This window comes from Actinomadura sp. NPDC047616 (assembly GCF_040642915.1).
Lineage (GTDB): Bacteria > Actinomycetota > Actinomycetes > Streptosporangiales > Streptosporangiaceae > Spirillospora > Spirillospora miaoliensis.
In genome coordinates this window covers 220,241-244,331 of sequence record NZ_JBEYTB010000001.1, presented here as the reverse complement: position 1 = coordinate 244,331, position 24,091 = coordinate 220,241, and the positions used below count along the sequence as shown (strand labels likewise).

31 protein-coding genes are annotated in these 24,091 nt (G+C 67.4%); 25 read left to right on the top strand and 6 right to left on the bottom strand.

Features of this window, described 5'->3' with window-relative positions; all coding sequences use genetic code 11:
- Positions 1–39: 39 nt before the first annotated feature.
- From ABZ801_RS01270 to ABZ801_RS01210, 13 genes are all read left to right on the top strand, one after another.
- Positions 40–1,290, top strand: a complete 1,251-nt coding sequence (locus ABZ801_RS01270; protein ID WP_360691161.1) for a hypothetical protein — start codon at positions 40–42, stop codon at positions 1,288–1,290.
- Positions 1,287–1,778 carry a hypothetical protein gene (locus tag ABZ801_RS01265; protein WP_360691158.1) on the top strand — a complete coding sequence of 164 codons (492 nt, stop codon included), beginning with the start codon at positions 1,287–1,289 and terminating at the stop codon, positions 1,776–1,778. The genes ABZ801_RS01270 and ABZ801_RS01265 overlap by 4 nt, the downstream gene beginning before the upstream one ends.
- 91 nt (positions 1,779–1,869) lie before the next feature.
- Positions 1,870–2,238 (top strand): hypothetical protein, encoded by a 369-nt coding sequence (locus tag ABZ801_RS01260; RefSeq protein ID WP_360691155.1) that lies wholly within the window; start codon positions 1,870–1,872, stop codon positions 2,236–2,238.
- 80 nt (positions 2,239–2,318) lie between these two features.
- Complete coding sequence (locus ABZ801_RS01255; protein ID WP_360691152.1) at positions 2,319–2,780, top strand: hypothetical protein; 462 nt, start codon at positions 2,319–2,321, stop codon at positions 2,778–2,780.
- Positions 2,777–3,148: a hypothetical protein gene (locus ABZ801_RS01250; RefSeq protein ID WP_360691149.1), complete on the top strand. Its 372-nt coding sequence runs from the start codon at positions 2,777–2,779 to the stop codon at positions 3,146–3,148. The genes ABZ801_RS01255 and ABZ801_RS01250 overlap by 4 nt, the downstream gene beginning before the upstream one ends.
- The gene (locus ABZ801_RS01245) at positions 3,145–3,399 is read left to right on the top strand and encodes a hypothetical protein (protein ID WP_360691146.1); all 255 of its coding nucleotides are present in this window, start codon (positions 3,145–3,147) and stop codon (positions 3,397–3,399) included. Before ABZ801_RS01250 ends, ABZ801_RS01245 begins: the two co-directional genes overlap by 4 nt.
- Complete coding sequence (locus ABZ801_RS01240; protein WP_360691143.1) at positions 3,396–3,788, top strand: WhiB family transcriptional regulator; 393 nt, start codon at positions 3,396–3,398, stop codon at positions 3,786–3,788. The genes ABZ801_RS01245 and ABZ801_RS01240 overlap by 4 nt, the downstream gene beginning before the upstream one ends.
- Positions 3,788–4,789, top strand: coding sequence for a hypothetical protein (locus tag ABZ801_RS01235; RefSeq protein ID WP_360691140.1), 1,002 nt, complete (start codon positions 3,788–3,790; stop codon positions 4,787–4,789). The genes ABZ801_RS01240 and ABZ801_RS01235 overlap by 1 nt, the downstream gene beginning before the upstream one ends.
- 172 nt (positions 4,790–4,961) lie before the next feature.
- Complete coding sequence (locus tag ABZ801_RS01230) at positions 4,962–5,171, top strand: hypothetical protein (protein WP_360691137.1); 210 nt, start codon at positions 4,962–4,964, stop codon at positions 5,169–5,171.
- A gap of 20 nt (positions 5,172–5,191) precedes the next feature.
- Complete coding sequence (locus ABZ801_RS01225) at positions 5,192–5,671, top strand: hypothetical protein (protein ID WP_360691134.1); 480 nt, start codon at positions 5,192–5,194, stop codon at positions 5,669–5,671.
- Between the two features lie 120 nt (positions 5,672–5,791).
- Positions 5,792–6,286, top strand: a complete 495-nt coding sequence (locus tag ABZ801_RS01220; RefSeq protein ID WP_360691131.1) for a hypothetical protein — start codon at positions 5,792–5,794, stop codon at positions 6,284–6,286.
- The gene (locus tag ABZ801_RS01215; protein ID WP_360691128.1) at positions 6,283–7,008 is read left to right on the top strand and encodes a hypothetical protein; all 726 of its coding nucleotides are present in this window, start codon (positions 6,283–6,285) and stop codon (positions 7,006–7,008) included. Before ABZ801_RS01220 ends, ABZ801_RS01215 begins: the two co-directional genes overlap by 4 nt.
- Complete coding sequence (locus tag ABZ801_RS01210; RefSeq protein WP_360691125.1) at positions 7,005–7,742, top strand: hypothetical protein; 738 nt, start codon at positions 7,005–7,007, stop codon at positions 7,740–7,742. The genes ABZ801_RS01215 and ABZ801_RS01210 overlap by 4 nt, the downstream gene beginning before the upstream one ends.
- 149 nt (positions 7,743–7,891) lie before the next feature.
- Here ABZ801_RS01210 and ABZ801_RS01205 read toward each other — a convergent pair whose 3' ends face one another.
- The gene (locus ABZ801_RS01205; RefSeq protein WP_360691122.1) at positions 7,892–8,152 is read right to left on the bottom strand and encodes a recombinase family protein; all 261 of its coding nucleotides are present in this window, start codon (positions 8,150–8,152) and stop codon (positions 7,892–7,894) included.
- Between the two features lie 322 nt (positions 8,153–8,474).
- Here ABZ801_RS01205 and ABZ801_RS01200 point away from each other — a divergent pair, with 322 nt between their 5' ends.
- Positions 8,475–8,633, top strand: coding sequence for a hypothetical protein (locus ABZ801_RS01200; protein WP_360691119.1), 159 nt, complete (start codon positions 8,475–8,477; stop codon positions 8,631–8,633).
- Positions 8,634–9,304: 671 nt separating this feature from the next.
- On the opposite strand, the gene ABZ801_RS01195 is transcribed toward ABZ801_RS01200, so the two are convergent.
- Complete coding sequence (locus ABZ801_RS01195) at positions 9,305–10,606, bottom strand: hypothetical protein (RefSeq protein ID WP_360691117.1); 1,302 nt, start codon at positions 10,604–10,606, stop codon at positions 9,305–9,307.
- A gap of 236 nt (positions 10,607–10,842) precedes the next feature.
- Here ABZ801_RS01195 and ABZ801_RS01190 point away from each other — a divergent pair, with 236 nt between their 5' ends.
- The 7 genes from ABZ801_RS01190 (at position 10,843) to ABZ801_RS01160 (ending at position 18,100) form a co-directional block, all read left to right on the top strand.
- On the top strand, positions 10,843–11,562 hold the full coding sequence (locus tag ABZ801_RS01190) for a class I SAM-dependent methyltransferase (protein ID WP_360691114.1): 720 nt from the start codon (positions 10,843–10,845) through the stop codon (positions 11,560–11,562).
- Positions 11,563–11,621: 59 nt separating this feature from the next.
- Positions 11,622–12,362 carry an HEXXH motif-containing putative peptide modification protein gene (locus ABZ801_RS01185; protein ID WP_360691110.1) on the top strand — a complete coding sequence of 247 codons (741 nt, stop codon included), beginning with the start codon at positions 11,622–11,624 and terminating at the stop codon, positions 12,360–12,362.
- A gap of 21 nt (positions 12,363–12,383) precedes the next feature.
- Entirely contained in the window at positions 12,384–13,049 is a 666-nt protein-coding gene (locus tag ABZ801_RS01180; RefSeq protein WP_360691107.1) for a TIGR02466 family protein, read from the top strand.
- Complete coding sequence (locus tag ABZ801_RS01175; protein ID WP_360691104.1) at positions 13,046–13,618, top strand: hypothetical protein; 573 nt, start codon at positions 13,046–13,048, stop codon at positions 13,616–13,618. Before ABZ801_RS01180 ends, ABZ801_RS01175 begins: the two co-directional genes overlap by 4 nt.
- 42 nt (positions 13,619–13,660) lie before the next feature.
- A complete protein-coding gene (locus ABZ801_RS01170) occupies positions 13,661–13,867 on the top strand; it encodes a hypothetical protein (protein WP_360691101.1) in 207 nt (68 codons plus the stop codon).
- A gap of 292 nt (positions 13,868–14,159) precedes the next feature.
- Complete coding sequence (gene dnaE / locus ABZ801_RS01165; RefSeq protein ID WP_360691096.1) at positions 14,160–17,717, top strand: DNA polymerase III subunit alpha; 3,558 nt, start codon at positions 14,160–14,162, stop codon at positions 17,715–17,717.
- 74 nt (positions 17,718–17,791) lie between these two features.
- Entirely contained in the window at positions 17,792–18,100 is a 309-nt protein-coding gene (locus ABZ801_RS01160; RefSeq protein WP_360692667.1) for a DUF6300 family protein, read from the top strand.
- Between the two features lie 473 nt (positions 18,101–18,573).
- Here ABZ801_RS01160 and ABZ801_RS01155 read toward each other — a convergent pair whose 3' ends face one another.
- Positions 18,574–19,173 (bottom strand): hypothetical protein, encoded by a 600-nt coding sequence (locus tag ABZ801_RS01155; protein WP_360691093.1) that lies wholly within the window; start codon positions 19,171–19,173, stop codon positions 18,574–18,576.
- Positions 19,174–19,256: 83 nt separating this feature from the next.
- Positions 19,257–19,997, bottom strand: coding sequence for a hypothetical protein (locus tag ABZ801_RS01150; RefSeq protein WP_360691090.1), 741 nt, complete (start codon positions 19,995–19,997; stop codon positions 19,257–19,259).
- A 494-nt stretch (positions 19,998–20,491) separates the two neighbouring features.
- On the opposite strand from ABZ801_RS01150, the gene ABZ801_RS01145 reads away from it, so the two are divergent.
- The 3 genes from ABZ801_RS01145 to ABZ801_RS01135 all read left to right on the top strand — a co-directional run bounded on the left by ABZ801_RS01145 (position 20,492) and on the right by ABZ801_RS01135 (position 21,373).
- A complete protein-coding gene (locus ABZ801_RS01145; RefSeq protein WP_360691087.1) occupies positions 20,492–20,710 on the top strand; it encodes a hypothetical protein in 219 nt (72 codons plus the stop codon).
- A gap of 75 nt (positions 20,711–20,785) precedes the next feature.
- Positions 20,786–21,031, top strand: coding sequence for a hypothetical protein (locus ABZ801_RS01140; RefSeq protein WP_360691084.1), 246 nt, complete (start codon positions 20,786–20,788; stop codon positions 21,029–21,031).
- Between the two features lie 69 nt (positions 21,032–21,100).
- Positions 21,101–21,373, top strand: a complete 273-nt coding sequence (locus ABZ801_RS01135; protein ID WP_360691081.1) for a WhiB family transcriptional regulator — start codon at positions 21,101–21,103, stop codon at positions 21,371–21,373.
- 151 nt (positions 21,374–21,524) lie between these two features.
- On the opposite strand, the gene ABZ801_RS01130 is transcribed toward ABZ801_RS01135, so the two are convergent.
- Positions 21,525–22,100, bottom strand: coding sequence for a hypothetical protein (locus ABZ801_RS01130; protein WP_360691079.1), 576 nt, complete (start codon positions 22,098–22,100; stop codon positions 21,525–21,527).
- A gap of 306 nt (positions 22,101–22,406) precedes the next feature.
- Between ABZ801_RS01130 and ABZ801_RS01125 the strand changes: the two genes are divergently transcribed.
- On the top strand, positions 22,407–22,979 hold the full coding sequence (locus ABZ801_RS01125) for a hypothetical protein (RefSeq protein ID WP_360691076.1): 573 nt from the start codon (positions 22,407–22,409) through the stop codon (positions 22,977–22,979).
- A gap of 463 nt (positions 22,980–23,442) precedes the next feature.
- Here ABZ801_RS01125 and ABZ801_RS01120 read toward each other — a convergent pair whose 3' ends face one another.
- Positions 23,443–23,955: a hypothetical protein gene (locus ABZ801_RS01120; RefSeq protein WP_360691073.1), complete on the bottom strand. Its 513-nt coding sequence runs from the start codon at positions 23,953–23,955 to the stop codon at positions 23,443–23,445.
- Positions 23,956–24,091 lie beyond the last annotated feature (136 nt).

Below are 24,091 nucleotides of genomic sequence, written 5' to 3'. Positions count from 1 at the left end.
CGGACCCGCACGTTTCCCCTCGCAAAGGAAAACAAACGCATGGTACAGACCCGTAAGCCCACGGGAGCCAGCCCATGGCCCCTCATCCTGCTGGAAGGCGGGGAGAAGTCCGGCAAGCGCTGGGCATGCGCCCAGCTCACCGCCTCCTCCAAGGTCGGCCGCGCCTTCTGGCTCGACATCGTCGGGGGATTCGCTGACGAGTACGGCGCGCTGCCCGGCGCCGACTATGAGATCGTGCTCCACGACGGCACGTTCGCCTCCATCTACGCCGCCGTCGCTGATATCCACGCGATCGCCGCAGAGGTCCCGCCCGGCGAACCACCCGTAGTGCTCATCCTCGATGGGATGACGGCCGAGTGGGAACTGCTCCGGGACTGGGCTGCCGACCGAACCAAGAACAGCCACCGCAACCGCAGGCTTCTGGCGCGTGATCCCAACGCCGAGATCACGATCCCCAACAACATCTGGGACGACGCCAACGCCAGACACCGCCGCCTGATGCGGCTGCTGCTGACCTTCCCAGGCATCTGCGTGATGCTGGCGCGCGGGAAGTTCGCTGCCGCGGTCGACGAGAACGGACGTCTCATCCCGGGCGCCAAGGAGTACCGGGTAGAAGCCCAGCGGACGGTGCCGTTCGACGCCTCAGTATGGATCCGCCTGTCCCGGGACGAGCCCCCGGCCGTCGTCGGGTGGAGGTCCGTCCGTACCGGCGTGCAGTCCGGCCGCGACGCGCTGCTGGCCCCACCCGAGGACCGGATCTTGGAATGGGTGGTGTTCGACGCGCTGGGCTGCGACCCCGCCTCCGCGCAATCTCGTGCCCTGGTGGACCGCAAGTCCGAGCCCACCCCCGAACAGATCCGCGCCGAAGTGCTCAACCCCACCACCACAGTGGAGCGGCTTCGTGAACTCCACGAGCTGACCCAGATCCTCGGGTTCGAAAACGTGCTCGTCACCGACGGGTGGGGCAACGAAGGCGCACTGGGAGATCTGATCAGGAGCGTCGCCACCCAACGTAAGCAAGCCAGCAACACCAGCGGTGGCAACGACAGGAAGGCCAGAAAGGGCAACTCCGGCCCCGGAACACCCCCACGGGCCACTCCCGCGCAACGGGACATGCTCGCCGACCTGTTCACCAAGGTCGGCGGCTTCGAGGACCCCGACAGCCGCGCCACCTACCTGGCGGAAGTGCTCGGCCGTCCGGTCACCGAGGACGAACTGACCGTCCCCGATGCCGAGCAAGTCGCCTCCCGTCTGCGTGAACACCTGGCCAAGGAGGGAGCGCGCCGATGACACCGATTCAGGAACTCTCCCTGCGCGTCGCCGTCCTTGCCGCGCTGGCCAACAAGATCGCAGAAGCCGACGAAGACACCCGCAAGGCGTTGATGACTTCCCTCGTAGGCGTGGGAGCCGACAGGGCCGCCGCGGTCCTGCCGGACGGAACCAAGGTCGCGTCGGTGGCCCTGGTTGGAGGCGCTGCTGTTGCCAAGGTGGTGGACGAGGACGCCTTCCTGACTCATGTCAAGGCCACCCGGCCCGATGAGGTGATCGAGGTCGTTCGCCCGTCCTACAGGAAAGCCCTGCTGGCCCAGGCGGCCAAGAACGGGGAGGAGATCCCCGGCGTGCAGCTGCGGCACGGCACGCCTTACCTGAGGAACTCCTTCGTCAAGGACGGCCAAGCCGCGATCGCGGCGGCATGGATCGACGGACAGCTGAGCCTTCCTGAGCTGCTTGAGCTGCCCGCGCCACCAGGCGCCCTCGGCGTCGACGAAGAGCCTTAACCCCCACTCCGTTCCCGCGAAGTCGTCCTGGGGGCGGGCGTCCGTTCGCCCGCCCCCAGGGCCCTCCCTGCCTGCCTTGCTGAGGAACCTCATGTACTTCATGAACGGCCGCCCTGAGCCGATCACCGAGGCCCAGGTGACCGCGCGGCTCAACGAGCGTGATCGCGGGCGCTGCGCAGTCTGCGGATGCGCGTCCGGTGTGCTGGCCATCTACCCGCGTAGCAGCGTCCACACTTCGTCGCCCCGGTTCGACCTTGCCGGACTGCTGCTGGTCTGCGGCACCGCTGTGACGGGATGCCGTCAGTGGCTCAGCAACGAGCCCGGCTGGGCACGGAGCCACGGGTTCACCGTGGCGGCCCACCACGATCCGGCCCACGTCCCTGTGGAGCACGCCGTGCACGGCCTGGTGCTGCTGGGACACGACGGCGCGGTCACCCCTGTCGGTGAGGAGGGCGCCTGATGGGCGCGCGGTGCGGTACAGCGACCGCCTACCGCCGCGGCTGCCGGTGCGATCAGTGCACAGACGCCCACGCCAGCCGCATGCGTGAGCAGAAGGAGCGTCGACTAGCGCGGGCGGCGGCCGACCCTTCACTGATCCCGCACGGCACCAAGTCGGCCTACATCAACTGGGACTGCCGTTGCCAGCAGTGCAAGGACGCCTATCGCGAAGTCCGTGGTGGTGGCGCCACAGCCACGTCGGGACTGCCGTGGACGTCCGAGCAGGTGGCCATGGCGCTGTCGAATCGCCCGATCGCGGAGATCGCGGCGCAGCTCGGCCGGTCCTATCAGGCCGTCGTCAACATCCGGTACCGGCGCCGGCCGCGCCCTTCCCTCGACATCTCCAGCGACAGCTTCGGCGGCGCAGCCGTCGATGCCGTTAGTCGGCGCTCCGCCGAACTTGCGAACGGCGGAGCCGTGAACAGCGCGTCCCACGTCGCCACGAACGTGGTGTTCAGCAACACCAGCGTGGCCGCCTCCGACGCAACGAACGGAGACCGATGACACGAACCATTCCCCCCACCCTCCCTCTGTTCGAGGTCGACGACCCGTCCAAAGCACGACAGCGTGCGGCCCAGCAGATCAGACCGAGCAATCCGGGACTTGCGGAGGCGGTGGAAGCCGCCGACCCCGACTGGTGGGACCAGGCCGTCGCGGCGGTGCGGAAGCTCGCCGCGACCGGCGCCCCTTTCCAGGCATATGACCTGGTGACGCGCTGCGGCCTGCCCGAGCCGAGCAACCCGGCCAAGCAATGGGGTGCCCTGTTCGCCGCGTTGAGCCGCGAAGGACTCATCATCCCCACCGGATACGGCCACTCCCGAAGGCCCACCGCGCGCTCCAGCGCCGCCCGGATCTGGCGAGGTGCACAGTGACCAGCTCGCAGTTGATCCGCGCAGTGTTCCTGCTCGCTGGCATCGCGCTGCTGGCCTACCTGGCATTCGAGCTCCTTCGCGAACTGGTGAAGCGGTGGCGCCAGGCCGCGCGGTGGCTCGACCAGGTCCTCACCGAATCACCGGCCACCGCCGCCCGGCCAGCGCACCAGGGCGATGAGCCGACCGGTGCCGTCCCTGCGCCGCAGCGGCAGCAGGCCGCGCCTGCTCCCAGCCGGGAGGGTGGCCGGTGAAGGTCCGTCACACCACGACCACGCCCGGCCGCGCGCCCGCCGTGTGGGAGGACTTCGCCGCATGCAAGGGGATGGACACCGACATCTTCTTCCCCGAGGACAGCGGATGGACGGGTGCTGAACAAGCGGACCGTGCCAAGGCCGTCTGCCACGCCTGTCCCGTTGAGGCGGACTGCCTCGACTTCGCTCTCCTCGACTGGCGTCTCGACGGCATCTGGGGCGGCATGACGGCCGAGGAACGCCGTGCCGAACGCCGTAGACGCCAGCGGGCCACCGCCCGGCACACGAAACAGAACTCCCAACACCAACCCCCGAAGGACGCGCCGCCCCACGAAGCCGCGCGGCGCGACGGACGACACGAGCACGACCTTGAAGGAGGCCGGTCCTGATGGGCTGGGCGAGGATCGACGACGGATTCGACGATCATCCAAAGGTCGTCGAACTCCTCGATCACGAAGAGGAAGGGTGGGCAGCGATCACCCTGTGGGTGATGTGCCTGACCTGGGCGCACCGCAACACACGCAAGCCCGGGAAGGCTCCCGGCCACATCCCTCCGGCCCTACCGCGCCGCTACCTCGGCGCCGCCGGGCGCGCCGCAGCCGAACTCCTGGTGGAGGTGGGCCTGTGGGACGCGGCCGACAGGGGCTGGGTGATCCACGACTTCATCAAGTACCTGCCGAGCGAGGAGACCCGACAGGCGCGGGCCGCGGCCGGTCGTAAGGGCGCCGAAGCGCGATGGCGTGGCAAACAGACACGCACCAGCAATGACGGTGATGGCGGTGAGTCAACGTCGAGCCAGGAGGCTCATGGCAACGAGCCATCAACGAGCCACGACAGTGCCACAAGCGGGATGACAAACGATGGCTCGCGCGCGCGTGCGCGCCGGGCCCCCACCCCCGATCCCATGCCCGAACCCGAACCCTCCTCCCCCCAAAGCCCCCCGCACGTCACAACGGCAGCCTCCACAGGCGCCAAGACCGAGCCCGGGACGGCGGATGGAGGGCGGAACACAGAAGGGCAGAACGAAGACCGCAACGGCGCACAAGTGATCGACATGGGCCTCGTCGCGGAGATCCAGGCGCTACGCCCGGACTGGTCGGTCTCCTCGATCTTCCGGACCCTGGAACATCCCGACGTGCGCTCACGGCCTTGGGACCTGGTGCGCGCGGCGTTCACGACGATCGCCGCCGACCCGGACACACGGCTTCCCAGTCGGCTGACGCACGACGGCCCGTGGTGGGGAGAAGCGCTGCGGCAGACGCGGCCCCGACCGGCCCGGCCACCGTGGTGTGGACAGTGCGACGCCGAGACCACCCGGATGGTCGAGCTGGGAGATGGACGCCTCGCACGGTGCCCGGACTGCCATCCCAAGGAAGTCCGGACCGCGTAATCCCCCGTCACAGGCCCGCCTTGCCATTTGTCGCGTCAGTTGACAAACCCTCCATGGTTGTGTACTGGTTATCTAGATCAAATGGACAACCCAAGGTATTTGAAAATGGGGAAACGATGACAACACGCACCTCAGCACACCCTGCTCCCGAGAACCGCAAAGGGGTGCCGCAGTGACCCGCCACGCGGAAGAAGGCCGTTGCATCTGCACCGGCGTCGGCTGCTGGCACCGCGGCCACTGCACCGCATGGGACGGGCAGCCCCACCCGCGCACCCGCGAACCAGTCGTCCTGGACATCACCGGCTGGTGCCAGCTGTGCGCCCCCAGACCCGGCGACTACCGGAAGCCGCCCGAACCCGCCGACATCCCCCTGTTCGACTAGCTCGACAGAAAGCCCGAGACATGCCCACCGACGCGCCGGTACCGCACCACTTGGCGACGGTCACGCTCCCGACCCTCGCCACCCTTATCTGCTCATACCGTGATGACGATCTGGTCGATGTCACCGACACCGTTGCGACGCTGAACCGGGCTGAACTACAGGCGCTCGCGCTGGTCCTGGTCCAGATGGTCCCCGCCGACGCGCAACTGCCCGCGCTCCACGAGGCCGCCGACCTGCTCAACCGGACGCACCCGCTCACCACCCCCATCAGCCCTGAACGCGCAGCACACAACCGCGCCGAACTGGCCGAAGCCCTCGGCCTGCTCGAACCCTCCGACGACGACACAGCGATGTGCACCCGCTGCGAGCAGCGGAAGCCACACGACCACTTCTACCGAGACCGAAGGACACCGACCGGACGGTCCTACCGGTGCAAGCGCTGCGACGACGAGCTACGCACCCTCAACCGGCTACGCGTCGCAGAAGACCGCGCGGCATGACCACCCGCCGCCACGGCCCTCCGCCAGATCACCGCCATCTGCGCAGCCCGCCGCACGGGCCGCATACCTGCTCACCCACGCGACGAACCACTTCGCTTCGATCCCCGCAAAGGAGGCAGCATGACCGCCACCCACGTCAACGGAATCGCCGTCGTCTCCGACAAGCCGACCCCCTCCCCGATCTCCACACCCGACAAGCCCGTGGTGTTCCATCGCATCCGCGAACTCCAGCTCGCCGACGGAACCACCTGGTACGGCTGCCGCGACTGCACTGAGACCTCCCCGCACATGGGCAAGATCCGCTACCACCTCCGCAGCCACCGCACCACGGACAAGACCACCACCGCCCCGCGCACCTCCCGGCGGGCCAGGAAGCCCTCCGCGACGCCGGCCACCGCGAGCAAGGCGTCCGCTTCCAGCGCCGAGCCGGCCACGGCACCGGCGCCGACCGATCCCTTCGCGCGTCTGACCCTCGCCGAGCTCGGCCAGCGACTCGAAGAACTGGCCGAACTCGACCAGCTGCGCACCGAGTGCCAGACCTGGAAGAACCGCGCTCTGACCGCCGAGCTCACACTCAGCCGCATCAGCGCCGCCCTGGAGAACACCAACTCATGACTCACCCCGAACACGACGACATGCGGGAGTGCGCAGCCGGTGCCCATTGCGCCGCCCGCACCGGTGACGGCCCCGCCCGCACCCCCCGGCCCTTCTGCGAAGCGGACCGAGCACGCATCGCGGCCGCGCTCGACGCCATGCCGCGCTACCACGGCGCGCTGGGGAAGGCTCTCGGCGAACGCCACACCGGCCCAGCCGAACACGTCTCCGGTGCTCCCACCCCGGCCGCCCCCATCCGCCTGGACCTGGCCGACCTCGCCCACCAGCTCCACGAAACGCTCCTTGGCTGGGAAGAGCGCGTCCGCGCCGTCGCACGCCTGCCCGACGCACCCACCCGAGGAGTACGCCCCACCGTCGCTGTCACCCGCGCCGCCGCCACCCTCGCCTCACACCTAGACGCCCTTCTCGCGCTGCCCGCCGAGCCGATGGCCCGGCCCAAGCCCAGCGAAGAAGACGGCTGGTCTCTGATCGACCTCGACGGCGTCGATGCCGGACTCGAACTGCTCGACCTCGCCCGACGCTGCCGTGCCGCGCTCGGGCTGACCCGTGCCCCACAGCGCATGGCCGCGCCCTGTGGCACCTGCGGCCTGATGCTGCTGGAACGCGCAGACGGGCCCGCCGGTCTCGACGACGCCGCCACCTGCACCAGCTGCGGCACCTACTACTCACCCGCCGAGTACGCCGCCCTGGCCGCACAAGCTCTCCACGGAGCCACCACGTGAAGATCCGACGTCGCCGCCCGATCGTCGAACCCATCGCGGTCTACGACTCCCACGACCCGCGACTCAACGACCGAGACCAGCTCAACGCCTGGGCCCGCGCGCAAGGACTTCGCCCCACGGTCGCCTACCGCTGGGAGATCTACCGCACCGACCACCTGTTCGCCCGATGCTACGAGTACGCCGCCGACCACAACGGCGTACTCCGCTGGGACCCAGACGCCGACCACTACGCCCGCGCCACCCCCCACAACGCCCCTCTCACCTCCCTACCCCCCGACCTGTGGATGGTCGAGCTGCCGTTCGGCCTCCCCCTGTTCACCGCCAACGACCGAGGCGGCTGGCAGGTCCGGCACACACGCACCCGGGCCCTTCGCACGGCCGCGGCGATCGCCGCCCGCAACGCCAACATCCCGTCCTTGCCCGCCGCGCACGTCATCGCCGAATACCGGCCCGGACCACGCACACGCCGCCGCGACCCCGCCAACTGGGCACCCGCCTTCAAAGCCGCAGCAGACGGCGCACTGGTCGATGCCCAGATCCTTCCCGACGACGACGCCGCCCACCTGATCGGACCCGACCCGCGCCTGGGACCGCCCGACCCAGAGGCAGCCCAAGCAGGACAACGGTGGGGACGGATCGTGCTCTACATCAGAGCCCGACAACCAGACGTCGGCGTCGGTCACCCGGAGCGCAAGGCCGTCGAGCCTGCCGCCTGCGCCCGGTCGCAGCGCTAAACGCGCGGGAGGCGGCACGTCCACTACGTCCGGCAGCACGGTCCATGCGATCGAGCGACAGCCGCCGAAGAAACACCCAGGCAAGCGAACGCGGCGCCGTATGGACATAACCACGCGGCGCCGCGCTCACGCACCCGCCGGGCCCGCGCTCAACCTTCTGTTCGTCCCCCAGCCCTCGTGAGCTGAGATCTGCGCTCCTCGACATGCCTCGTATGCAGCAGGTTGTAGACGTGCGCCTTCGTCCATGCCCCACCGCCAGGTGTGGGCAGCCCCTCGGCTTGGAGACGTTTGCTGATCTCGGCGTAGCTGAGGCCGGCCTCGCGCAGTTCGATGGCTCGATCCCGGGTGTCCGACGAGCACACCGGCGGGCGCCCTGGCCGTCGAAGGGACGATGGAGCCGACGCGCTCATCTGAGCCGCCTCGGGAACAGCGCCAGGAGGTCCTGGAACACTCGGTAGCGGATTCTGGCCTGCTGCGAGTCCTTAGCGCGAAGAGTGGCGACCATGGCCACCCCCGTAAACACTACGAACATGATGATTATCACCGCAAAGAATGCGGCAAATACGCCTACCGGGCCCCACTCGGCAGCGACACGCAGGAGTGCTTCAATCACGGGATTCCCCTCACTCTCTTGGCGAGGGGCGTGTCCTAAGAAGCCGGTGGCGGAACGTCCCTCACCAGTGGATTAACTCGGTACGCGAGTGAGGTGATGTGGCCAGAAGGTTCGCTGCGATGTCCATATCTTCGGAACGCGGCGATGATGACCAGATGGAACGTCGTCAAGTCGACGACAGCGGCCAGTGCGACCTTGACTATCCCGAGCATGGTGCGCAGTGCGGCTATGAAGCCGTCGAGGATTGCGCACCAAGCGTGCGCGACCTCGCGCACTAGCCATACAGGTACAGTGAGAAAGCCCGCAGAAATTGAGGGCAATGCGGAGGAAGGTCCCTCGCGGAGTAGGTCGATTCCGTTCGCTGCCCTGGGGATGAACCCGTTGACGGCTTCTGTCGATTTCCGACCCCTCGCCCCCCATCGGGAAGGTCGACACGAAGCTGCTTCGACTGGCAGTTCCCAACGTGCAACTCGCCGTTGAATACCGTCCCGGGTCGACACATGGATGAGAGTCCTGTTCCTCCGATGAATCCGACCCATCTGAAATAGGAGGTCGACGCGGTAATTCCAGAACGTGTACTGGGCAGTCGGACCGGAAAAATTGGACCCATCGTTCAGCTGGCAGTTGAGGTCGGCTCTCCACTGCGTCGCGGACGCCAGAGCTACGCCCAGATAGCCTTCAACCGGGCTCAGCCCCCGGCGGACGTTTCCGGAGAAGATCCTGTCGACGTTGACCTGGGTGGACTTGCCTTCGAGCTGGACGGGCCAGGGCATGGAAATCCCAGACGCGACCCATTCAAGGACGACGGAGGTGCTGTATTGCTGACCGGCGATGGTGCACTCGGCCATACGAGTTCACCTCCCTTCACGTCCGGTAGGGGCACTAGGCCTCAATGTAGCCAGGCTTGCCGGGGGTCAGGTAACTCTGCGGGCCGGGCGGGTTGCCTTCGCTACGCGGGCGTGGTTCGGCGGCGTCCTCCACGCAGGATCTCCGCCACTGACCGGTCCGTGTCGGCGACCTCGGGGTCTATGCAAGCGGGTCGCCACAGCTCTCGGAGTGCAGCAAGCTCGCCTTCCACGCGCGCGGAGGTCACCATTCTCAGGTCATCCTCGACCTGCTGCACGGTCTGCGCGGCTGCGCCGAACCGCCGCTGACGTGCTTGCAGTACCGCGAGCCGAGAGCCGACAAGAGCTCGTGACCGGCGTTCGTTCGGTTGCCGTGCCCGCACAGAGGTCGCAAGGTGTGTCTCAGCGGTCCCCAGGTCCCCATTCGCGATCAACGCCAGGCCGGTCTGGTGGTGGAGTGCCGCTCGGGGGTAGCCGCCGGTCCATGCGGACTTTGGCGGGGATTCCGCGCGATCCAGATCGCGCTCGGCGGCTCGCAACAACTCGCGCGCCTGGCGGGCGCGGCCAGTGTTGGCGGCGGCCTCGGCACGCATGGCCGTCATCCACGCCCGTAGCCGCAGGGGACAGGCGCGTGGAAGCGACTGGGCGGCCGCGTCAGCCAGATCGATCGCACGATCGGGATGGCCGAGTTCGACAGCCTGGACGGCCATGGCCCGCAACGCCGTTGCTCGAAGCGTCGCGTTGCCGGCCTCATCGGCAATTCTCACAGCTTGCACGTAGTACCGCTGAGCGAATCCGGGACGCCCGCCGTCGCTGGCCATGTAGCCGGCGAGGTAGGCCAGTTCACCACCGGCGCTGAGCACGTCGGAGCGAGACGGTCCCGCAGCGCCGCGCAACAGTGGAACGACATGGCTCCTTAGGTAGGTGGCGACTGCGGTGCGGGCGTGGCCACCACCGAAACGGTCGTCCATGCTGGCGAACAGTTCAGCCATCTCACGGATCCGGGCCGCGTCGGCACCGCCTGCACGCGGATACTTCCTGGCGGCCCCGCCCACCTTCTCCGCGATCTCGGGGAGGGGGACGGGAGGTGCGATGGCGGCGGCCAGGGAGAACAGGCCCACGCCCATGATCGCGCGCCTGTCCATGTCGGTCATGTCGTGCCTCCCGAGATAATCGAGCCAGGTGATCGGATCACCTGCCCAGGGGTCGTCCGGATGATCGGTGGCGGGATCCTCCCAGCCGAGGTCTTCCGCGCTCAGGTGAGGTGTTCCCAGCAGGCGGCGGAATGCTTCCACAGCGGCGGGGATGGCTTCAGTGATCGGCTGGGTTCCCGCGATCCAGTTGCTGATCGATCCCCGGTTGTAGCGGGTCACGAATCCGTTCTCTTCTGCGACTACATTGATCAAGGCTGCGATCGTGGAATAAGACTGGCCCGTTTGGTGAATTCTGGTCGCGAGGGATTCGTTGACGATCGGGCGGGTTCGAGGCTTTGGCATCGTCGCCACCTCCCCTCCCACTATGCGCCGGGGAGAGACAACCAGAAACACCCAAGAGACAGCGAGAAACACCTCGGCGTCTAGCCAGACCAGCGCGCGATGCGTTGGCTATTGGTCAGCAACCAGTTGGCGACACGGTGGTGATCATGTCCTCGATCGACGTGGATCTGCAACGGACCTACGAGATCTTCTATCGGATTCCCCGCGCCGGCCAGGTCAGGTTGTCCGACGGCGGGGGCCCGTTCGGTTTCGACATCCACCTGGCGCTGTTGGTGCACGAGCTGGTGGAAATGTACGGATGCGACGCGATCTGCGAGACGGGCTCCTTCCTGGGCGACACCACCGCCTACCTGGCACGCCGGTACCCGCACCTGCCCGTCTACAGCTGCGACATCGACCAGCGGCACGTGACCGTGGTTCGGCGTCGGCTCGGCGACCAACCCAACGCCCGCGTCTGCTGCTGCGACTCTCCCGAGCTGGTCGCTGACGTCATGGCACGTCACCAGCGGCCGCTGTTCTTTCTCGACGCCCACTGGGGCGACCCTTGGCCCCTGCCCCGGGAGCTGACAAAGATCAGGTCCGGTGCAGCGGTAGCGATCATCCACGACTTCGACGTCGGGCACCCGCGGTTCGCCTTTGACGCCTACAACGGGGTGACCTGCGGCGTCGATGTGCTCGCCACCCTTCCCGACCCGCCGCAGGAGTACTTCACCCCCGACCCGGGCGCCCGCTGGCCGCTGCCGTGCCTGCAGGTGGGCCGCCGCGCCGGCTTCGCGGTGGTGACCAGCGGCCTCAATACGGCGCCGCTGCGCTCCCATCCTCGGCTACTCGCCCGCGCTGTGCCGCAAAGGACGGTGACCCCCTGATGACTGAATCGACGACCGCGCAGACTCCGGTCAGCGTGCCGATCCCCGAGACGGGGTCTTTGACCGCCGAGCACCTGGCCGATCCGGTGGCGCTGATGAACGGCGTGCCGTTCCTGGACGACGGATTCCATCATCGGCGGCTGCTGGCCGGGGTCGCCGCCGTCCGCCACGCCGAGGCCGTCCATGCGGGTCATCACGCCGGGCGGCGTGCGGAGGCGTGGCTGTGGCCGTCGGCAGTTCATCTGCTGCGTAGCTCCGCGCCTATGCCTGCGGCACCGCTGACTCCCTCACGCCAGGCCGAGGTCAAGCGACAGCTGGCCGCGGCCAGCGCGTTGATCCCGACATGGGAGCCGCTGCTGAAGCTCCCCATCCGATACGCCCGGCTCACGCCCTCCCGTGGCGCAATCTCCGCCTCCTCGCGGGACTGGCCCCAGCATGTCCTTCTCGCCGACGCCGCGTTCACCAGCGACGCCGAACTACGCGAGCAGATCCTCCACGAAACCGCGCACCAATGGCTCTACCTGATGCAAGAACTGTGGCGGCTGGACGACACCGACGCACCGCCGGTCACGCTGCCATCCGGCACCACCAACCGCAGCCCGGCCGAGGCCCTGGGCGCCGCCCACGTCGCCGCAGTCCTGATCCGCCTCTACCGAGCTTGCGGCGACATCCCGGCCGGACGCACGGCCGAACGCGTCGCGCACCTGACCGCCTACGGGGCCGGCTGCCTCGACCGCGCCCAGCACCTCACCCCAGCCGGTGCACGCATAGCCGAACGAATCGCCGAACACCTCACCTGAACACCCCGAGGAGGAGCCACCGTGACGCAAACCGTCAACGAGGCGACCACGCTTTCGCCTCCGCCGCAACGGCGCGTGCTTCAGATGTGGCGGACCCCGATCTACCAGGCCGACTGCCCGGGCGCAGACGAGCACCTTCCCCTCCTGCGCGAGCTGATCCTGGAGGCGGAGAAGACCGACACCCAGGCGGCGAACTTCGGCGGCATCGACGCCATCAAGTCGTCCCAGACGATGCTGACCTGGGACCACCCCTCGATCGGCTGGCTGAAGACCCAAATCATGGCCGCCGCCACGGCGCTGACCAACGACACCCTGGGTGAGGCGGCCGCGGAGATCAACAGCCACGGCGTCAAGGCCGAGGCGTGGGCGGTGGTGTACCGGTCGGGAGGGAGCCTGCGCCCCCACACCCACCACGACTCCGTCTGGTCCGGCGTCCTGTACGTCGCCGCCGACACCGGCGACGACGCCGACGAAGCCGGATACCTCCAGATGCTCGACCCCAGGCCCGCAGCCGTCGGCCGCCAGGCGTCGCCCGGAGTGGAGAGGTTCAAGCCCGTCCCCGGACGGATGATCGCCTTCCCCGGATGGCAGCCGCACTCGGTACGGGCGACCGCCTCCGACAGCAACCTGCGCATCGCCATCGCCTGGAACGTCGCCTACCACGAGATTTGGACGGGGATGTCATGACCCTCGCCGAACCCGAGCTCGGAGCGGGAACTGTCACCCGCTACTGGGGAACTCCCATCACGATCGACAAGCTGCCGATCGACGACATCATCGGCCCCGGCCTCTCGGGCATCGGCGCCGCCGGGCCCGCGCGCGAAACGCTGGACCTCCGGCAGGTCCTGGACGACCCGGATCGGCTCGCGGACGAGTTCCTGGCCTCGTTCACCGCGCTTGCCGCCGCGCAGGACCCCAACGACCCGCCCGCGATCACCGGCGCCCACGTCGAGGTGCAGGTGTGGCGGCACGGCTACGACGAACCCGCAGCCGGCCACGGCAGCGACTTCATCGGCTGGTGCTTTTTGGCCACCAGCCCGGCCCCGGCCCATTCGGAGTCCGGCGCGTTGTCGCTGGCCGACCCGCGCGCAGGCAGCGCCATGACCGCGATGCCGGGCCTGCCCTGGGGACGGCAGGTCATGGTCCGCCCCGTCCCCGGCGCGCACCTGGCCGCACCGGGCTGGCTCACCTCGTCGGTCGTGCCGCTGGAACGCGGCCAGTTCGCGGTGATCGCGGTCGCCCAATCCGTCCGGTGATCCCCACCGGGCCACACCCCCACGAAAGGGAAGGAGAAACCCGTGACGCAACCCAGTGAGAAAGCGGCCACCAGCCTGAGGCTGGAGGCCCCCGGTCTGGGCTTCGGCCTGGACGACAACGAGGTGGAGGCGTTCATGGCCGCCACCGAGCAGGGACTGATCGTCCCCGAGACGCCCTGCGACAAGGGCATGCAGGACAACTACGCGCTCCGGCACGAGGCCACGGCCACCCTCAGCACCAGCGCCTGACACCCACCCCTGCCGCGCCCCTGCGTGACATGACGCACGTGTCGCGGCGTACTTGAGGCGCCCCGCCGCACGTCCCCGCCGCTCCGGGCGGCCCAGGGACGAGCGGCGGGGCGCCTCGCCATGTTCCCCGGTCAACGTGCTATCACTGCCACGAACTCGAGAACGCTCCAAGCCTTGCCATGCAGGCAGTACCGTGCGTGATCGTCGGTGCCGGGCCCGTGGAGACGCCGTATCAGCCTCCTGCGACGCACTATCGTTTGTGAGTCGCCAGTGGTTCAAGGGGAGGGGCAGCGTGGCAGACTCGTACGTTCACCTGCATGTTCACACCGAGTACTCCATGCTGGACGGCGCCGCCAAGATCTCCCCGCTGATCGAACGCGCCGCCAGCTTGAAGATGCCGGCCGTCGCGATGAGCGACCACGGCAACGTGTTCGGGTCGTACGAGTTCTACAAGGCCGCGAAGAAGACTGACATCAAGCCGATCATCGGCATCGAAGCCTACGTCGCCCCCGAGTCCCGCTTCGTCAAGAAGCCCATCCTGTGGGGCGAGCCGCACCAGAAGAAGACCAACGAGGCGACCGGTGAAGGCGGCGACGTCTCGGCGAACGGGTCCTACCTGCACAAGACGATGTGGGCCCGCAACGCCCAGGGACTGCGGAACCTGTTCAAGATCGCTTCACTGGCCAGCCTGGAAGGCCACTACCGCAAGTGGCCGCGCATGGACGACGAGCTGATGGCCGAGCACGGCGAGGGCATCATCGCCACCACCGGCTGCCCGTCCGGCGCGGTGCAGACCCGGCTACGGCTCGGCCAGTTCGACGAAGCACTCAAGACCGCCGCCAAGTACCAGGACATCTTCGGCAAGGACCACTACTTCCTTGAGCTGATGGACCACGGGCTCCCGCTGGAGAAGCGCGTCCGTGACGACCTGCTGGAGATCAGCAAGCGACTGGGCATCCCGCCGCTGGTCACCAACGACTCCCACTACGTCACCGAGGACCAGGCCGAAGCCCACGACGCGCTGCTGTGCGTCGGGACCCAGGCGTTGCTGACCGACCCCGACCGGTTCCGGTTCGGCGGCTCGGGCTACTACCTGAAGACGGCCGAGGAGATGCGCGCGATCGACGGCTCGGACGTCTGGCAGGACGGGTGCCGCAACACGCTGCTGGTCGCCGAGATGGTCGAGCCCTACGACGAAGTCTTCTCCCGCCGCGACCTGGCCGCCAAGTACCCCATCCCTGAAGGCGAGACCGAGTCGTCCTGGCTGCGTAAGGAAGCCTACGCCGGGGCGGTCCGGCGGTTCGGAGACCCCGTGCCCGCCGAGGTGATCGAGCGGATCGACTACGAACTCAAAGTCATCGACGACATGGGGTTCCCCGGCTACTTCCTGGTCGTCTCCGACATCTGCCGCTACGCCAAGGCCAACGGAATCTGGCTCGGCCCCGGTCGAGGATCGGCGACCGGATCGATGGTCGCCTACGTCACCGACATCACCGACCTGGACCCCATCGAGCACGGGCTGATCTTCGAGCGGTTCCTCAACCCCGAGCGCGTGTCCATGCCCGATGTCGACCTGGACTTCGACGACCGCCAGCGCGACCAGATGATCCGGTACGTCACCGACAAGTACGGCCGTGAGAACGTCAGCCTGATCATCACCTACATGTCGATCAAGTCCAAGGCTGCGGTGAAGGACGCCTGCCGCATCCACGGGCTGCCGTTCGCGCTTGGTGACCGGATCACCAAGGCGTTCCCGCCCGCGGCCGCCGGCAAGGAGATCCCGCTGTCGGCGGTCTTCGACGACAAGCACCCCCGCTATCCCGAGGCTACCGAGCTGCGGCAGCTCTACAGCGATGACGCCGACGTCAAGCGGGTCATGGACACGGCTCTAGGCATCGAGGGCCTGACCCGCGGCACCGGTGTGCACGCCGCGGGCGTCATCCTGTCATCCGAGCCGCTCATCGACGTGATGCCCATTCACCAGCGGCCCGACGATGGCGCGATCATCACCGGGTTCGACGGCCCCTCCTGTGAGGAGCTGGGCGCGTTGAAGATGGACTTCCTCGGGCTGCGGAACCTGACGATCCTGGGCGACTCGATCCACAACGTGAAGGCCAACCGCGGGATCGACATTCAGTTGACCGAGATCCCTATGGATGACGACAAGACCTACCAGCTGCTGCGGGAAGGGCACACCCTCGGCGTCTTCCAGCTCGACTCGTCCATGATGCGGGACCTGACCAAGCTGATGGCCCCCACCCGGTTCGAGGACGTCTCCGCCGTCCTGGCGCTGGGACGCCCCGGGCCGATGGGCGCCAACGCCCACGTCAACTACGCGCTCCGCAAGGCCGGGCAACAGGAGATCACCCCGATCCACCCCGACCTGAAGGACGCGCTGGAGCCGATCCTGGGCAACACCTACCACCTGGTGGTCTACCAGGAGCAGGTCATGGCGATCGCGCAGCAACTCGCCGGGTACACCCTGGGCGGCGCGGACCTGCTGCGGCGGGCGATGGGCAAGAAGAAGAAGGAGGAGATGGACCGCCAGTGGGCCATCTTCTCCGAAGGCATGCAGAAGAACGGCTACTCCCTGGAAGCCGCCCAGGCGGTCTGGGACGTCCTCGTGCCCTTCTCCCAGTACGGCTTCAACAAGTCACACACCGCCGGGTACGGAATGGTGTCGTACTGGACCGCCTACATGAAGGCCAACTACCCGGCCGAGTACATGGCGGCACTGCTCACCTCCGTCGGCGACAACAAAGACCGCATGGCGGTATACCTGGGCGAGGCCCGCCGGATGGGCATCAAGGTCCTCCCTCCCGACGTCAACGCATCAGTCGAACAGTTCGCCGCGGTCGGCGACGACGTGCGGTTCGGCCTGGAGGCGATCCGCAACGTCGGAGAGAACGTCGTCGCCGGGATCATCCAAGCCCGCAAGGAGAAGGGCGCCTATACCGACTTCAACGACTTCCTCTCCAAGGTCCCGATGCCGGTGTGCAACAAGCGCGCCATCGAATCGCTGATCAAGGCGGGAGCATTCGACAGCCTCGGCCACAAGCGTAAAAGCCTGCTGCTGGTCCACGAGCAGGCCGTCGACGCGGTCATCGACGAGAAGCGCAACGCCGCCCACGGCCAAGACTCCCTGTTCGGCGGCCTGGACGACGACGACCCGACAGGCGGATCGATCGCCGTCTCCATCCCCGACGACGAATGGGACAAGGCCACCCTCCTGCAGTTCGAACGGGAAATGCTCGGCCTCTACGTCAGCTCCCACCCCCTCGACGGCGCCGAACGCATCCTGGAACGCAACCGCGACTGCACCATCGGAGACATCCTGCAAGGCGGCCGCGAAGGTATGGCCAGGATCTCCGGCATCGTCTCCGGACTCGACCGAAAGGTCACCAAGCAAGGAAAGACCTGGGCGATCGTCAAACTCGAAGACCTCGACGCCAGCGTCGAAGTGCTGTTCTTCCCCCAGGTCTACCAGCTTTACGCGCCGATGCTCGCACAAGACGTCGTCATGTCCGTGCTCGGGCGCATCGAAAACCGCGAGGGAAGCATCTCCCTGCACGCCAAGGAGGCAGAACTCCTCGACATCGCGGCAGCAACCGGCAGCGAGCCGCCCGTGGTCATCACGGTCGTAGAAGACAGGATCAACCCCCAGACAACCGAGGAGCTCAAGCGCATTCTCAAAGCGCACCCCGGCGACGCGCCTGTCCACCTCCAGCTGCGGCGTTACGGAGGCCGCAAGGGCCTGCTGATCAACTTGGAGTACTTCCAGGTCCAACCCTCCTCGGCACTCTTCGGCGACCTCAAGTCGCTGTTCGGCGCCGGATCTGTGACCCAGTGATCCCGGAGTCGGAGGAGAACGGCAACTCTCCGCACCTGGAGAACCGGCCTGTCGAGGTCAACCTGACCAGCGACATGCCCCCCTGCCCGCGGTGCGGAGACCAGGTGCTACTCACTGCTCGAATGCCGTACCCGATCCAACGCAGCGACGGCCACTGGGTCCACGGCACCACCGAGGTCCTGCTCTGCCCGAACTGTGACTTCGACGACCCGACCGCCGGCGCGCTCATCACCTACTTCCACGTCCACGGCAAAGTCGACACCGACACCGTCCGACAGGGCGCCGACCTCATCCGTGCATGGATCGACTCCAACCCCATCCGGCGCCCAGATGCCGCTGCCATCGAGGCAGAATTCGAGGCGTGGAAACGAGGGGAACTGTGAGTGAGCGTCGGCATATCACACAGAGTTCGCCCGTCTTTATGCGGCCTAGCGTGCCGTGCCCACTGACACCACAATCACCATGTGAAGACCATGCGGCTGTCGCGCTTGTCGTTGATCAGCCCATCAATCATCTGCTCGTCCGGAGTGTCCGCGGGTTTACAGGGTGATGGTCGGCTGGGCGTCGTGGCCCTCGGCCCAGAGGTGTCTCTGCTGAGTGATGCGTTCGGCGAGCTCGGCACCGTGAGGGCCGCCCCCTCCAGCGCTGGGCACTGTCCTGTCAGTGAGTGTCCGAGACGGCACCAACGCCCGTCTCACAGGGCGGGATGCTCACACGGGCTCGGGGTCCGACGGTGAGGGAAACACGGCCCTGAGACCGGTCTCACGGCCAAAACGCGCGCGCGGGACCACCTGGGCCGTGACGTCTCGGTCTACCCGGCAGTGACCTGCTCGGCCCGAGCGACGATGGCTGCGGCCTACCCTTGGGTGGGCTGCGCGTAGTGGAACAGCGCCGGTTGTTGGCGCAGTTCGCGCACCCAGTCGAGGACGGTGGGCAGGAGCTGGTCCGGCCCGTAGGTCAGGTAGGTGCCGTCAGCAGTGCTCGCGCCCAAGTACTCGGCGTACCTCATCCGACTGAGGGAGTTGACGCGGCCGACGTGGACAGACTTGCCGTGGTCCAGGGCGATGCGTACCAGCTCGGCGGCGGCCGGGCTCATCTTCCAAGCCGTGGTGCCCGCCAAGAACAACACGTCGAAGGAATCCCACAGGTCCGCCGAGTGGTCCCATTCCATGCCATTCTGTGCGCAGAACGCGGCCGGGAAGCCCATGGCCCGGATGTCTGCCAGCATCCGCCGGGAACGGGCGAACGTCGCCAGGTGGTCCCCGACGACATCCGGGGCCGTGACCCATAGGGCTCGGTCGGCGTGCGGGGCCAACCGCTCCAGCCACCGCAGGTACGGCTCGTCGCCAGGGTAGGAGCCGCCGTACACCGAGTTGTCGGCGGCGAAGAGGCAGTCTTCAGGTAGGCGGTTGCCGGCCGCGGGCGACAGGATCGCGGCGATCTCGCCGCGGCGCATCGCGGCGCGGATTGCGGGGGTGGACGGCGGTGACAGGTAGAGGGGAGCTGACCAGTCAACCGCCGCCCACGGGTTGCGGTCGGTTACTCCTCCGGAGGAATGTCCGGTTCCTCGTCGGTCGGAGGTTCGTCCACCTCCTCCCCATCCGGGGGGAGGTCAACGTTGTCCTCTTCCTCGGCGGGCGTGGGGTTCGGTTCGTCGGCCTCTTCCTCGCTCGTTTCCTCTTCGTTCTCCTGGTTCTCTTGATCCTCGTCAGCGCTATCCGGCTCCGGCTCCGGCTCGTGCTGGTCGGCTCCGTCGAATTCCTCTTCCGCCCCGTCTGGTGCTGGCTCCTCGGTGGCTTCCTCATCGTCGGCCGCCGTGTCCTCGCTGTCGCTCGAAGGAGGAATGTGGGCTTGTTCCAGCACTTCGTCGGCGAAACGCTCGTTCACCCAGGTGTCGGCGATCTCCTCGGCGTAACGGCGAAGATGCGGCCGGATGTCGTCCCACTGGTCATCGGTGAGAGGGGCGTCGCGGTACTGCTCGAACCATGCGCGGTCCAGGTGGGCCGTCGCGATTCCGAGTGCTTCGGACAGGTCCGCCAGCAGCGCGTTGTAGTCGTCTCCGTATAGGGCTCGGGCTACCTGTGAGAGCACTACGTGGCGCGCCCAGCGGTCCGCGATGTCCTTGTTGCGTGGCCCGGCCTGGAGCTTTTTATAGGCGGCTTCGGCAAGGATGCCCAGCGCATCCCGCGCGTCTTCGCTGCTCGCAGGCTTGTCGCGGGGCAGTAGGAAGCGTTCCAGCGCGCTGACCGCGTGAGCCTCGACGACGGTCGTGATCGCCATGGTGTTGGGGTCCTTTCTGGGCGAGGCCCGCTGCTCGCCCCGGGCGGGGATGGGGCGAGCAGCGGAGTCGGGAAACCCGCTACGCGGGGACCAGGTGTAGGAGAGCGTCGGTCACCCTGTCCGACTGCGTCGGATCCACCGCAGCGGCGTCGGCCAGGTCCAGGCTGTGAACCAGCTCGGCAAACCATTCGAGGGCCATCGAGCCGCGGAGAGGGCTGAGGCTGACCGCGGTGGCCAGCGCATCTCGGGCGGAGATGTCCCCTGCCCGAAAGGCGTTGGCCGCAGCCAGTAGCGCGTCACGGGATGCGGATGCGGACACACCTTATACCTTCGGGTTGTTGTGCTGACATAGTCAAGATTAAGTGACTGCCTAGGTCTTGTCAACTAGTGGGACAAAGTTGGCGGTGACCCGGATTCTTTGTCTTGGCTATTGGCAAGCATGGGCAGGTCTCATAGTGTTATTTATGTCAGCACAACAAGCCGATAGGTTTGCAATGGAGATCAAGACCCTGAGCCTGGCCTACTGGGCTGGCACCAAGGAGTACGTCCTCACCACCCCGGACGGCGCCACCGATGTCATGGTCGGAGACGAGGACGTCCGCACCGCCCTCACGGCGTACCTGACGCCCGACGAGCGCGAGCCCTACATCCGCTACGCGCAGGCCATGAGTCCGATCGCCGTCGATCTGGCGCTCAACATCCAGGTCCTCTGACCGTCAACCACGCGCAGGCGCCCCCGCACGCCTGCGCGTGACCGCCTCATCAAGCTCGACTGCCACGGAGAACCAATGAGCAGAACTGTGCGTCTTGCCATGCCCAGCTGCCCCCGCTTCGCGGGGATCCCCCTCGTCAACCTGGCGCCCATCGCCTCTACACCAGGCCCCCACATCCCCCTCACCCTGCGTCAGCGAGAGCAGATCACCGGCCGCTGCCAGAGCCTGTACGACCCTGTCGCACTCACCTGGTACTGCCTGGCCTGCCTCGAAGATCTGCCCGCCGAGCCGAGCCGACACGGCGACCACACCTGCCAGTAGCAAACGCGTGGGCGTGGCCCTACGCGGACAACGCCGTGGGCCACGCCCCTCCCTCGGAGAGGCTTCACCATGAGCAACGACGAACCCCTGGCTCTACCGTGCACCGACGACCCCGACCTGTTCTTTTCCGACGACGGGACCTATGGCGACGCACGCATCTACGACCCCGACAAGGTGGAGAAGATGATCCGCGAAGCAAAGAGCCTCTGCGCCAGCTGTGATCACCGGCAGGCGTGCCTCAACCAGGCTCTCGCCAACGACGAGAGGTCGGGGATCTGGGGCGGATACACCGCTCGCGAGCGACGCGACATGATCAGGCGCTCCCGCCGCGGAGCGGCCTAAGCGGCGCGTAGCGGCGCCTGGGAACTCGTGATGACAGCACCCGGTGGCCCAACCGTCCCGACGCGGCCGGGCCACCGCGGCCCCCAACCGAAGCTGGCGGCCCTTCCCGCGAGCTAGGGAAGAGCGAGTCAACGGCCGGCATCCTCAGCGGCTACCTCTTGCGTCGGCTGTTCAAGATCATGCGACAGTGGCACGGACTGAACTTCAGTAGCACCCACCCATTCGGCTTGAACTTGTAGTCCTCAACGGGCGTTCCGCAGCGAGGGCACGGCGGATGCAGCGCCTGGCGTAGCTCATCGACGGTACGGCGCGGTTCAGTCCCACGAGCGGCGTCTTTCTCCTCCTCCTCCGCCTGCCGCCTGGCTGCCGTCAGCGCTTCGGCATTCTGGCGAAGCCACGTCTCTGCGGTGCGCAGAAGCTTCAGATCACCGTCCCGGCCGCGAAAGGAGATGACCCCGCCGGGCGCGGGCCGACCGCGTCTTCTGCGCACGTCGAGTAGCGCGCGTGGGAGCAGACCCACATAGACGAGCAGAGAAGACCAGAACCAGACGTCGAGCCATCCGCTGAACGGCCCGTAGGGATCCAGGAACACAACGGTGCTCCCACTAGGCGCGGCGTCTGTCCAGAGCCAGACCCACAGGCGGTAGCTGAAGTAGGAGAGCGGTCCCGCGATGATGATCGCTGCGACAAGAGTGGTGAGGGCTTCCTGAAAGTACTTCTTCGTCATCCACACCCGCCTATGGCTTCGGATGCGTCGTTTCAAGGGCCACTCTTAGCGTGACACTCGTCGCAACGGCATGGAAGACCCCTGCGCGGTCAGCTCGGCGCATGGCAGGTGCTTCCTCCGCGTAACCGGGTGGACTTAGGCTGGCGGCCGCTGTAGAGACGGCCGCGCGGGGAAACTGTCGAATGGTGTTCGCGGCGCGCCTATGGGCCTGCTGGACGCAGCGCCTACACGAGCTTCGCTCTCGCTGCAAGGCTCCCTAGCCCTTGCCGCACGCACGAGTGGGTGGTGATGTGCGACGATGCGGCCATGCCATTTGGCAAGCCTCGCTCACTGTTCGACCGGACCGTCATCCACCGTCCGGTGCCAGTCGTGGATTACTCATGGGTCGAGCGAACTCAGGCTGGCGGTCGTGTCGAGGTGCCGATCTGGACTGGCTACCACCCGGCGGTCCGCGTGACGCTCGCGGTGAAGCCGGATGGCACGGCGTCGGGCCTGTTCGCCTCGCTGCCATTCGGCACGTTGCCGGCCGAGCCGGGCTGCCCGTGCGCTTTGGGGCCCAGCGACGATGCCGCCTTCACCGTGGGCCTCCTGCTGCCAGGAGTTCGCCGCTTCGTCCTCCACGATGGCGATCCGCACACGCATGCGGTCTGGCTCACCTCTCCCGACGGTTCATGGGCCTCGGTGACGCGCCCGGCTGGGATCGCTCCGAAGGTTCGGCAAGGCGGACCACGACGACTCTGGCGCGAGGTCATGAGCGCTTGGGGGCGTTGGGAAGACCTTGGTCGCCCCCGCGCTGATCAGCTCGGAGTGACGGTCACTCCGACCTCTCAGTGGGTTTGGCTGGGCGACCCGGCAGTCGGCCTCGCGGTGCTGCGGTAGCCCTCCGATCATCTTCGCCTTGCACTACTTGTTGCGCCTGTGCAACATAAGGGGCAGTGGGAGAGCTGTGCCCACGGACACCCTCGAAGGAGTTGACCTGCCCCCGCACCCTGGACACGTCACGACCGTCGCTCAAGCCGCGCGCCACTTCAAACGCGCCCCAGCCACCATCCGCTCATGGGCCAGCCGTTACGGGGCGCGCCGCTGGGGAGTCGTCGGCCGAACGGTGTACTACGACTTGCGGGACCTGGCGCTCATCGAGCGGGAAATCAGGCTCGGCCGACCCGTACCGCCCACATGGCAGGCCCGCGCCGAGCTTGTCACTGACCAGCCCCGAGCGGAGAACGGCGTCTGACGGACAGCGGCCGCACGTCTCGGGGCCGCCAGCAGCCCACACGGCTGCTGGAGCATCTGGCCGAGGGGTTCCCGGTCCATGCGCGAGGGGAGCCGGGGACCCCTCCGGTCAGTTGCCTTCTCTCAGATCCGCGCTCGTGATCTTGTGCCCGCAGTGAGGACACTCCACAGGAAGGGCCACCTTTCTAGGCCCGATCCGCTTGCGCGTGCCCTTCGGGCGACCTGCACCAGCGCCCTTCCCCGGCCTCGACGCTGCCCACGCGCGATAGGTAGACATCCGCCACATCGGTGACTTGTTGATCGTGCGATCACATGGCGGCATGTCCCCAGGCTTGGGCTCGCCCGCGCGACGCCTCGCCTCTGACCGGACCCGGTTGGAGTCAACGGTCGCCTTCTTAACGCCCTGGAGTGCCGCCCACACACTGAGGTTGATCAGCGTGTCATCCGGAATCTCCTCCCGGTCACGGGGCAAAGCATCAGGGTCGGTGAGCAGCGCGACCCGGTCAAGCTCCATGGGGACAGAATAGAGCGCTCCTGCGGACATCAAGTCCCGGTTGTGCTCGTCCGCAGTTCTGCCCGCGACATCGACTGGGGCACTTCTGGCCGGGGAGAGAGTGTTCATCCTGACCTCCTCGCTCTGTCGTTACCCTGGCCGGACCCTGCTGGCCGGACCCTGCTGGCCGGACCCTGCTGGCCGGACCCTGCTGGCCGGACCCTGCTGGCCGGACCCTGCTGGCCGGACCCTGCTGGCCGGACCC

Coding starts and splice junctions, on each gene's coding strand:
- ABZ801_RS01145 (WP_360691087.1), top strand. CDS start 20,492: ATGGAGATCAAGACCCTGAGCCTGGCCTACTGGGCTGGCACCAAGGAG.
- ABZ801_RS01250 (WP_360691149.1), top strand. CDS start 2,777: ATGACACGAACCATTCCCCCCACCCTCCCTCTGTTCGAGGTCGACGAC.
- ABZ801_RS01265 (WP_360691158.1), top strand. CDS start 1,287: ATGACACCGATTCAGGAACTCTCCCTGCGCGTCGCCGTCCTTGCCGCG.
- ABZ801_RS01160 (WP_360692667.1), top strand. CDS start 17,792: ATGCCCCCCTGCCCGCGGTGCGGAGACCAGGTGCTACTCACTGCTCGA.
- ABZ801_RS01260 (WP_360691155.1), top strand. CDS start 1,870: ATGTACTTCATGAACGGCCGCCCTGAGCCGATCACCGAGGCCCAGGTG.
- ABZ801_RS01220 (WP_360691131.1), top strand. CDS start 5,792: ATGACCGCCACCCACGTCAACGGAATCGCCGTCGTCTCCGACAAGCCG.
- ABZ801_RS01140 (WP_360691084.1), top strand. CDS start 20,786: ATGAGCAGAACTGTGCGTCTTGCCATGCCCAGCTGCCCCCGCTTCGCG.
- ABZ801_RS01270 (WP_360691161.1), top strand. CDS start 40: ATGGTACAGACCCGTAAGCCCACGGGAGCCAGCCCATGGCCCCTCATC.
- ABZ801_RS01200 (WP_360691119.1), top strand. CDS start 8,475: ATGTCCATATCTTCGGAACGCGGCGATGATGACCAGATGGAACGTCGT.
- ABZ801_RS01255 (WP_360691152.1), top strand. CDS start 2,319: ATGCGTGAGCAGAAGGAGCGTCGACTAGCGCGGGCGGCGGCCGACCCT.
- ABZ801_RS01235 (WP_360691140.1), top strand. CDS start 3,788: ATGGGCTGGGCGAGGATCGACGACGGATTCGACGATCATCCAAAGGTC.
- ABZ801_RS01225 (WP_360691134.1), top strand. CDS start 5,192: ATGCCCACCGACGCGCCGGTACCGCACCACTTGGCGACGGTCACGCTC.
- ABZ801_RS01150 (WP_360691090.1), bottom strand. CDS start 19,997: ATGGCGATCACGACCGTCGTCGAGGCTCACGCGGTCAGCGCGCTGGAA.
- ABZ801_RS01215 (WP_360691128.1), top strand. CDS start 6,283: ATGACTCACCCCGAACACGACGACATGCGGGAGTGCGCAGCCGGTGCC.
- ABZ801_RS01155 (WP_360691093.1), bottom strand. CDS start 19,173: ATGCGCCGCGGCGAGATCGCCGCGATCCTGTCGCCCGCGGCCGGCAAC.
- ABZ801_RS01125 (WP_360691076.1), top strand. CDS start 22,407: ATGCCATTTGGCAAGCCTCGCTCACTGTTCGACCGGACCGTCATCCAC.
- ABZ801_RS01190 (WP_360691114.1), top strand. CDS start 10,843: ATGTCCTCGATCGACGTGGATCTGCAACGGACCTACGAGATCTTCTAT.
- ABZ801_RS01130 (WP_360691079.1), bottom strand. CDS start 22,100: ATGACGAAGAAGTACTTTCAGGAAGCCCTCACCACTCTTGTCGCAGCG.
- ABZ801_RS01120 (WP_360691073.1), bottom strand. CDS start 23,955: ATGAACACTCTCTCCCCGGCCAGAAGTGCCCCAGTCGATGTCGCGGGC.
- ABZ801_RS01175 (WP_360691104.1), top strand. CDS start 13,046: ATGACCCTCGCCGAACCCGAGCTCGGAGCGGGAACTGTCACCCGCTAC.
- ABZ801_RS01135 (WP_360691081.1), top strand. CDS start 21,101: ATGAGCAACGACGAACCCCTGGCTCTACCGTGCACCGACGACCCCGAC.
- ABZ801_RS01205 (WP_360691122.1), bottom strand. CDS start 8,152: ATGAGCGCGTCGGCTCCATCGTCCCTTCGACGGCCAGGGCGCCCGCCG.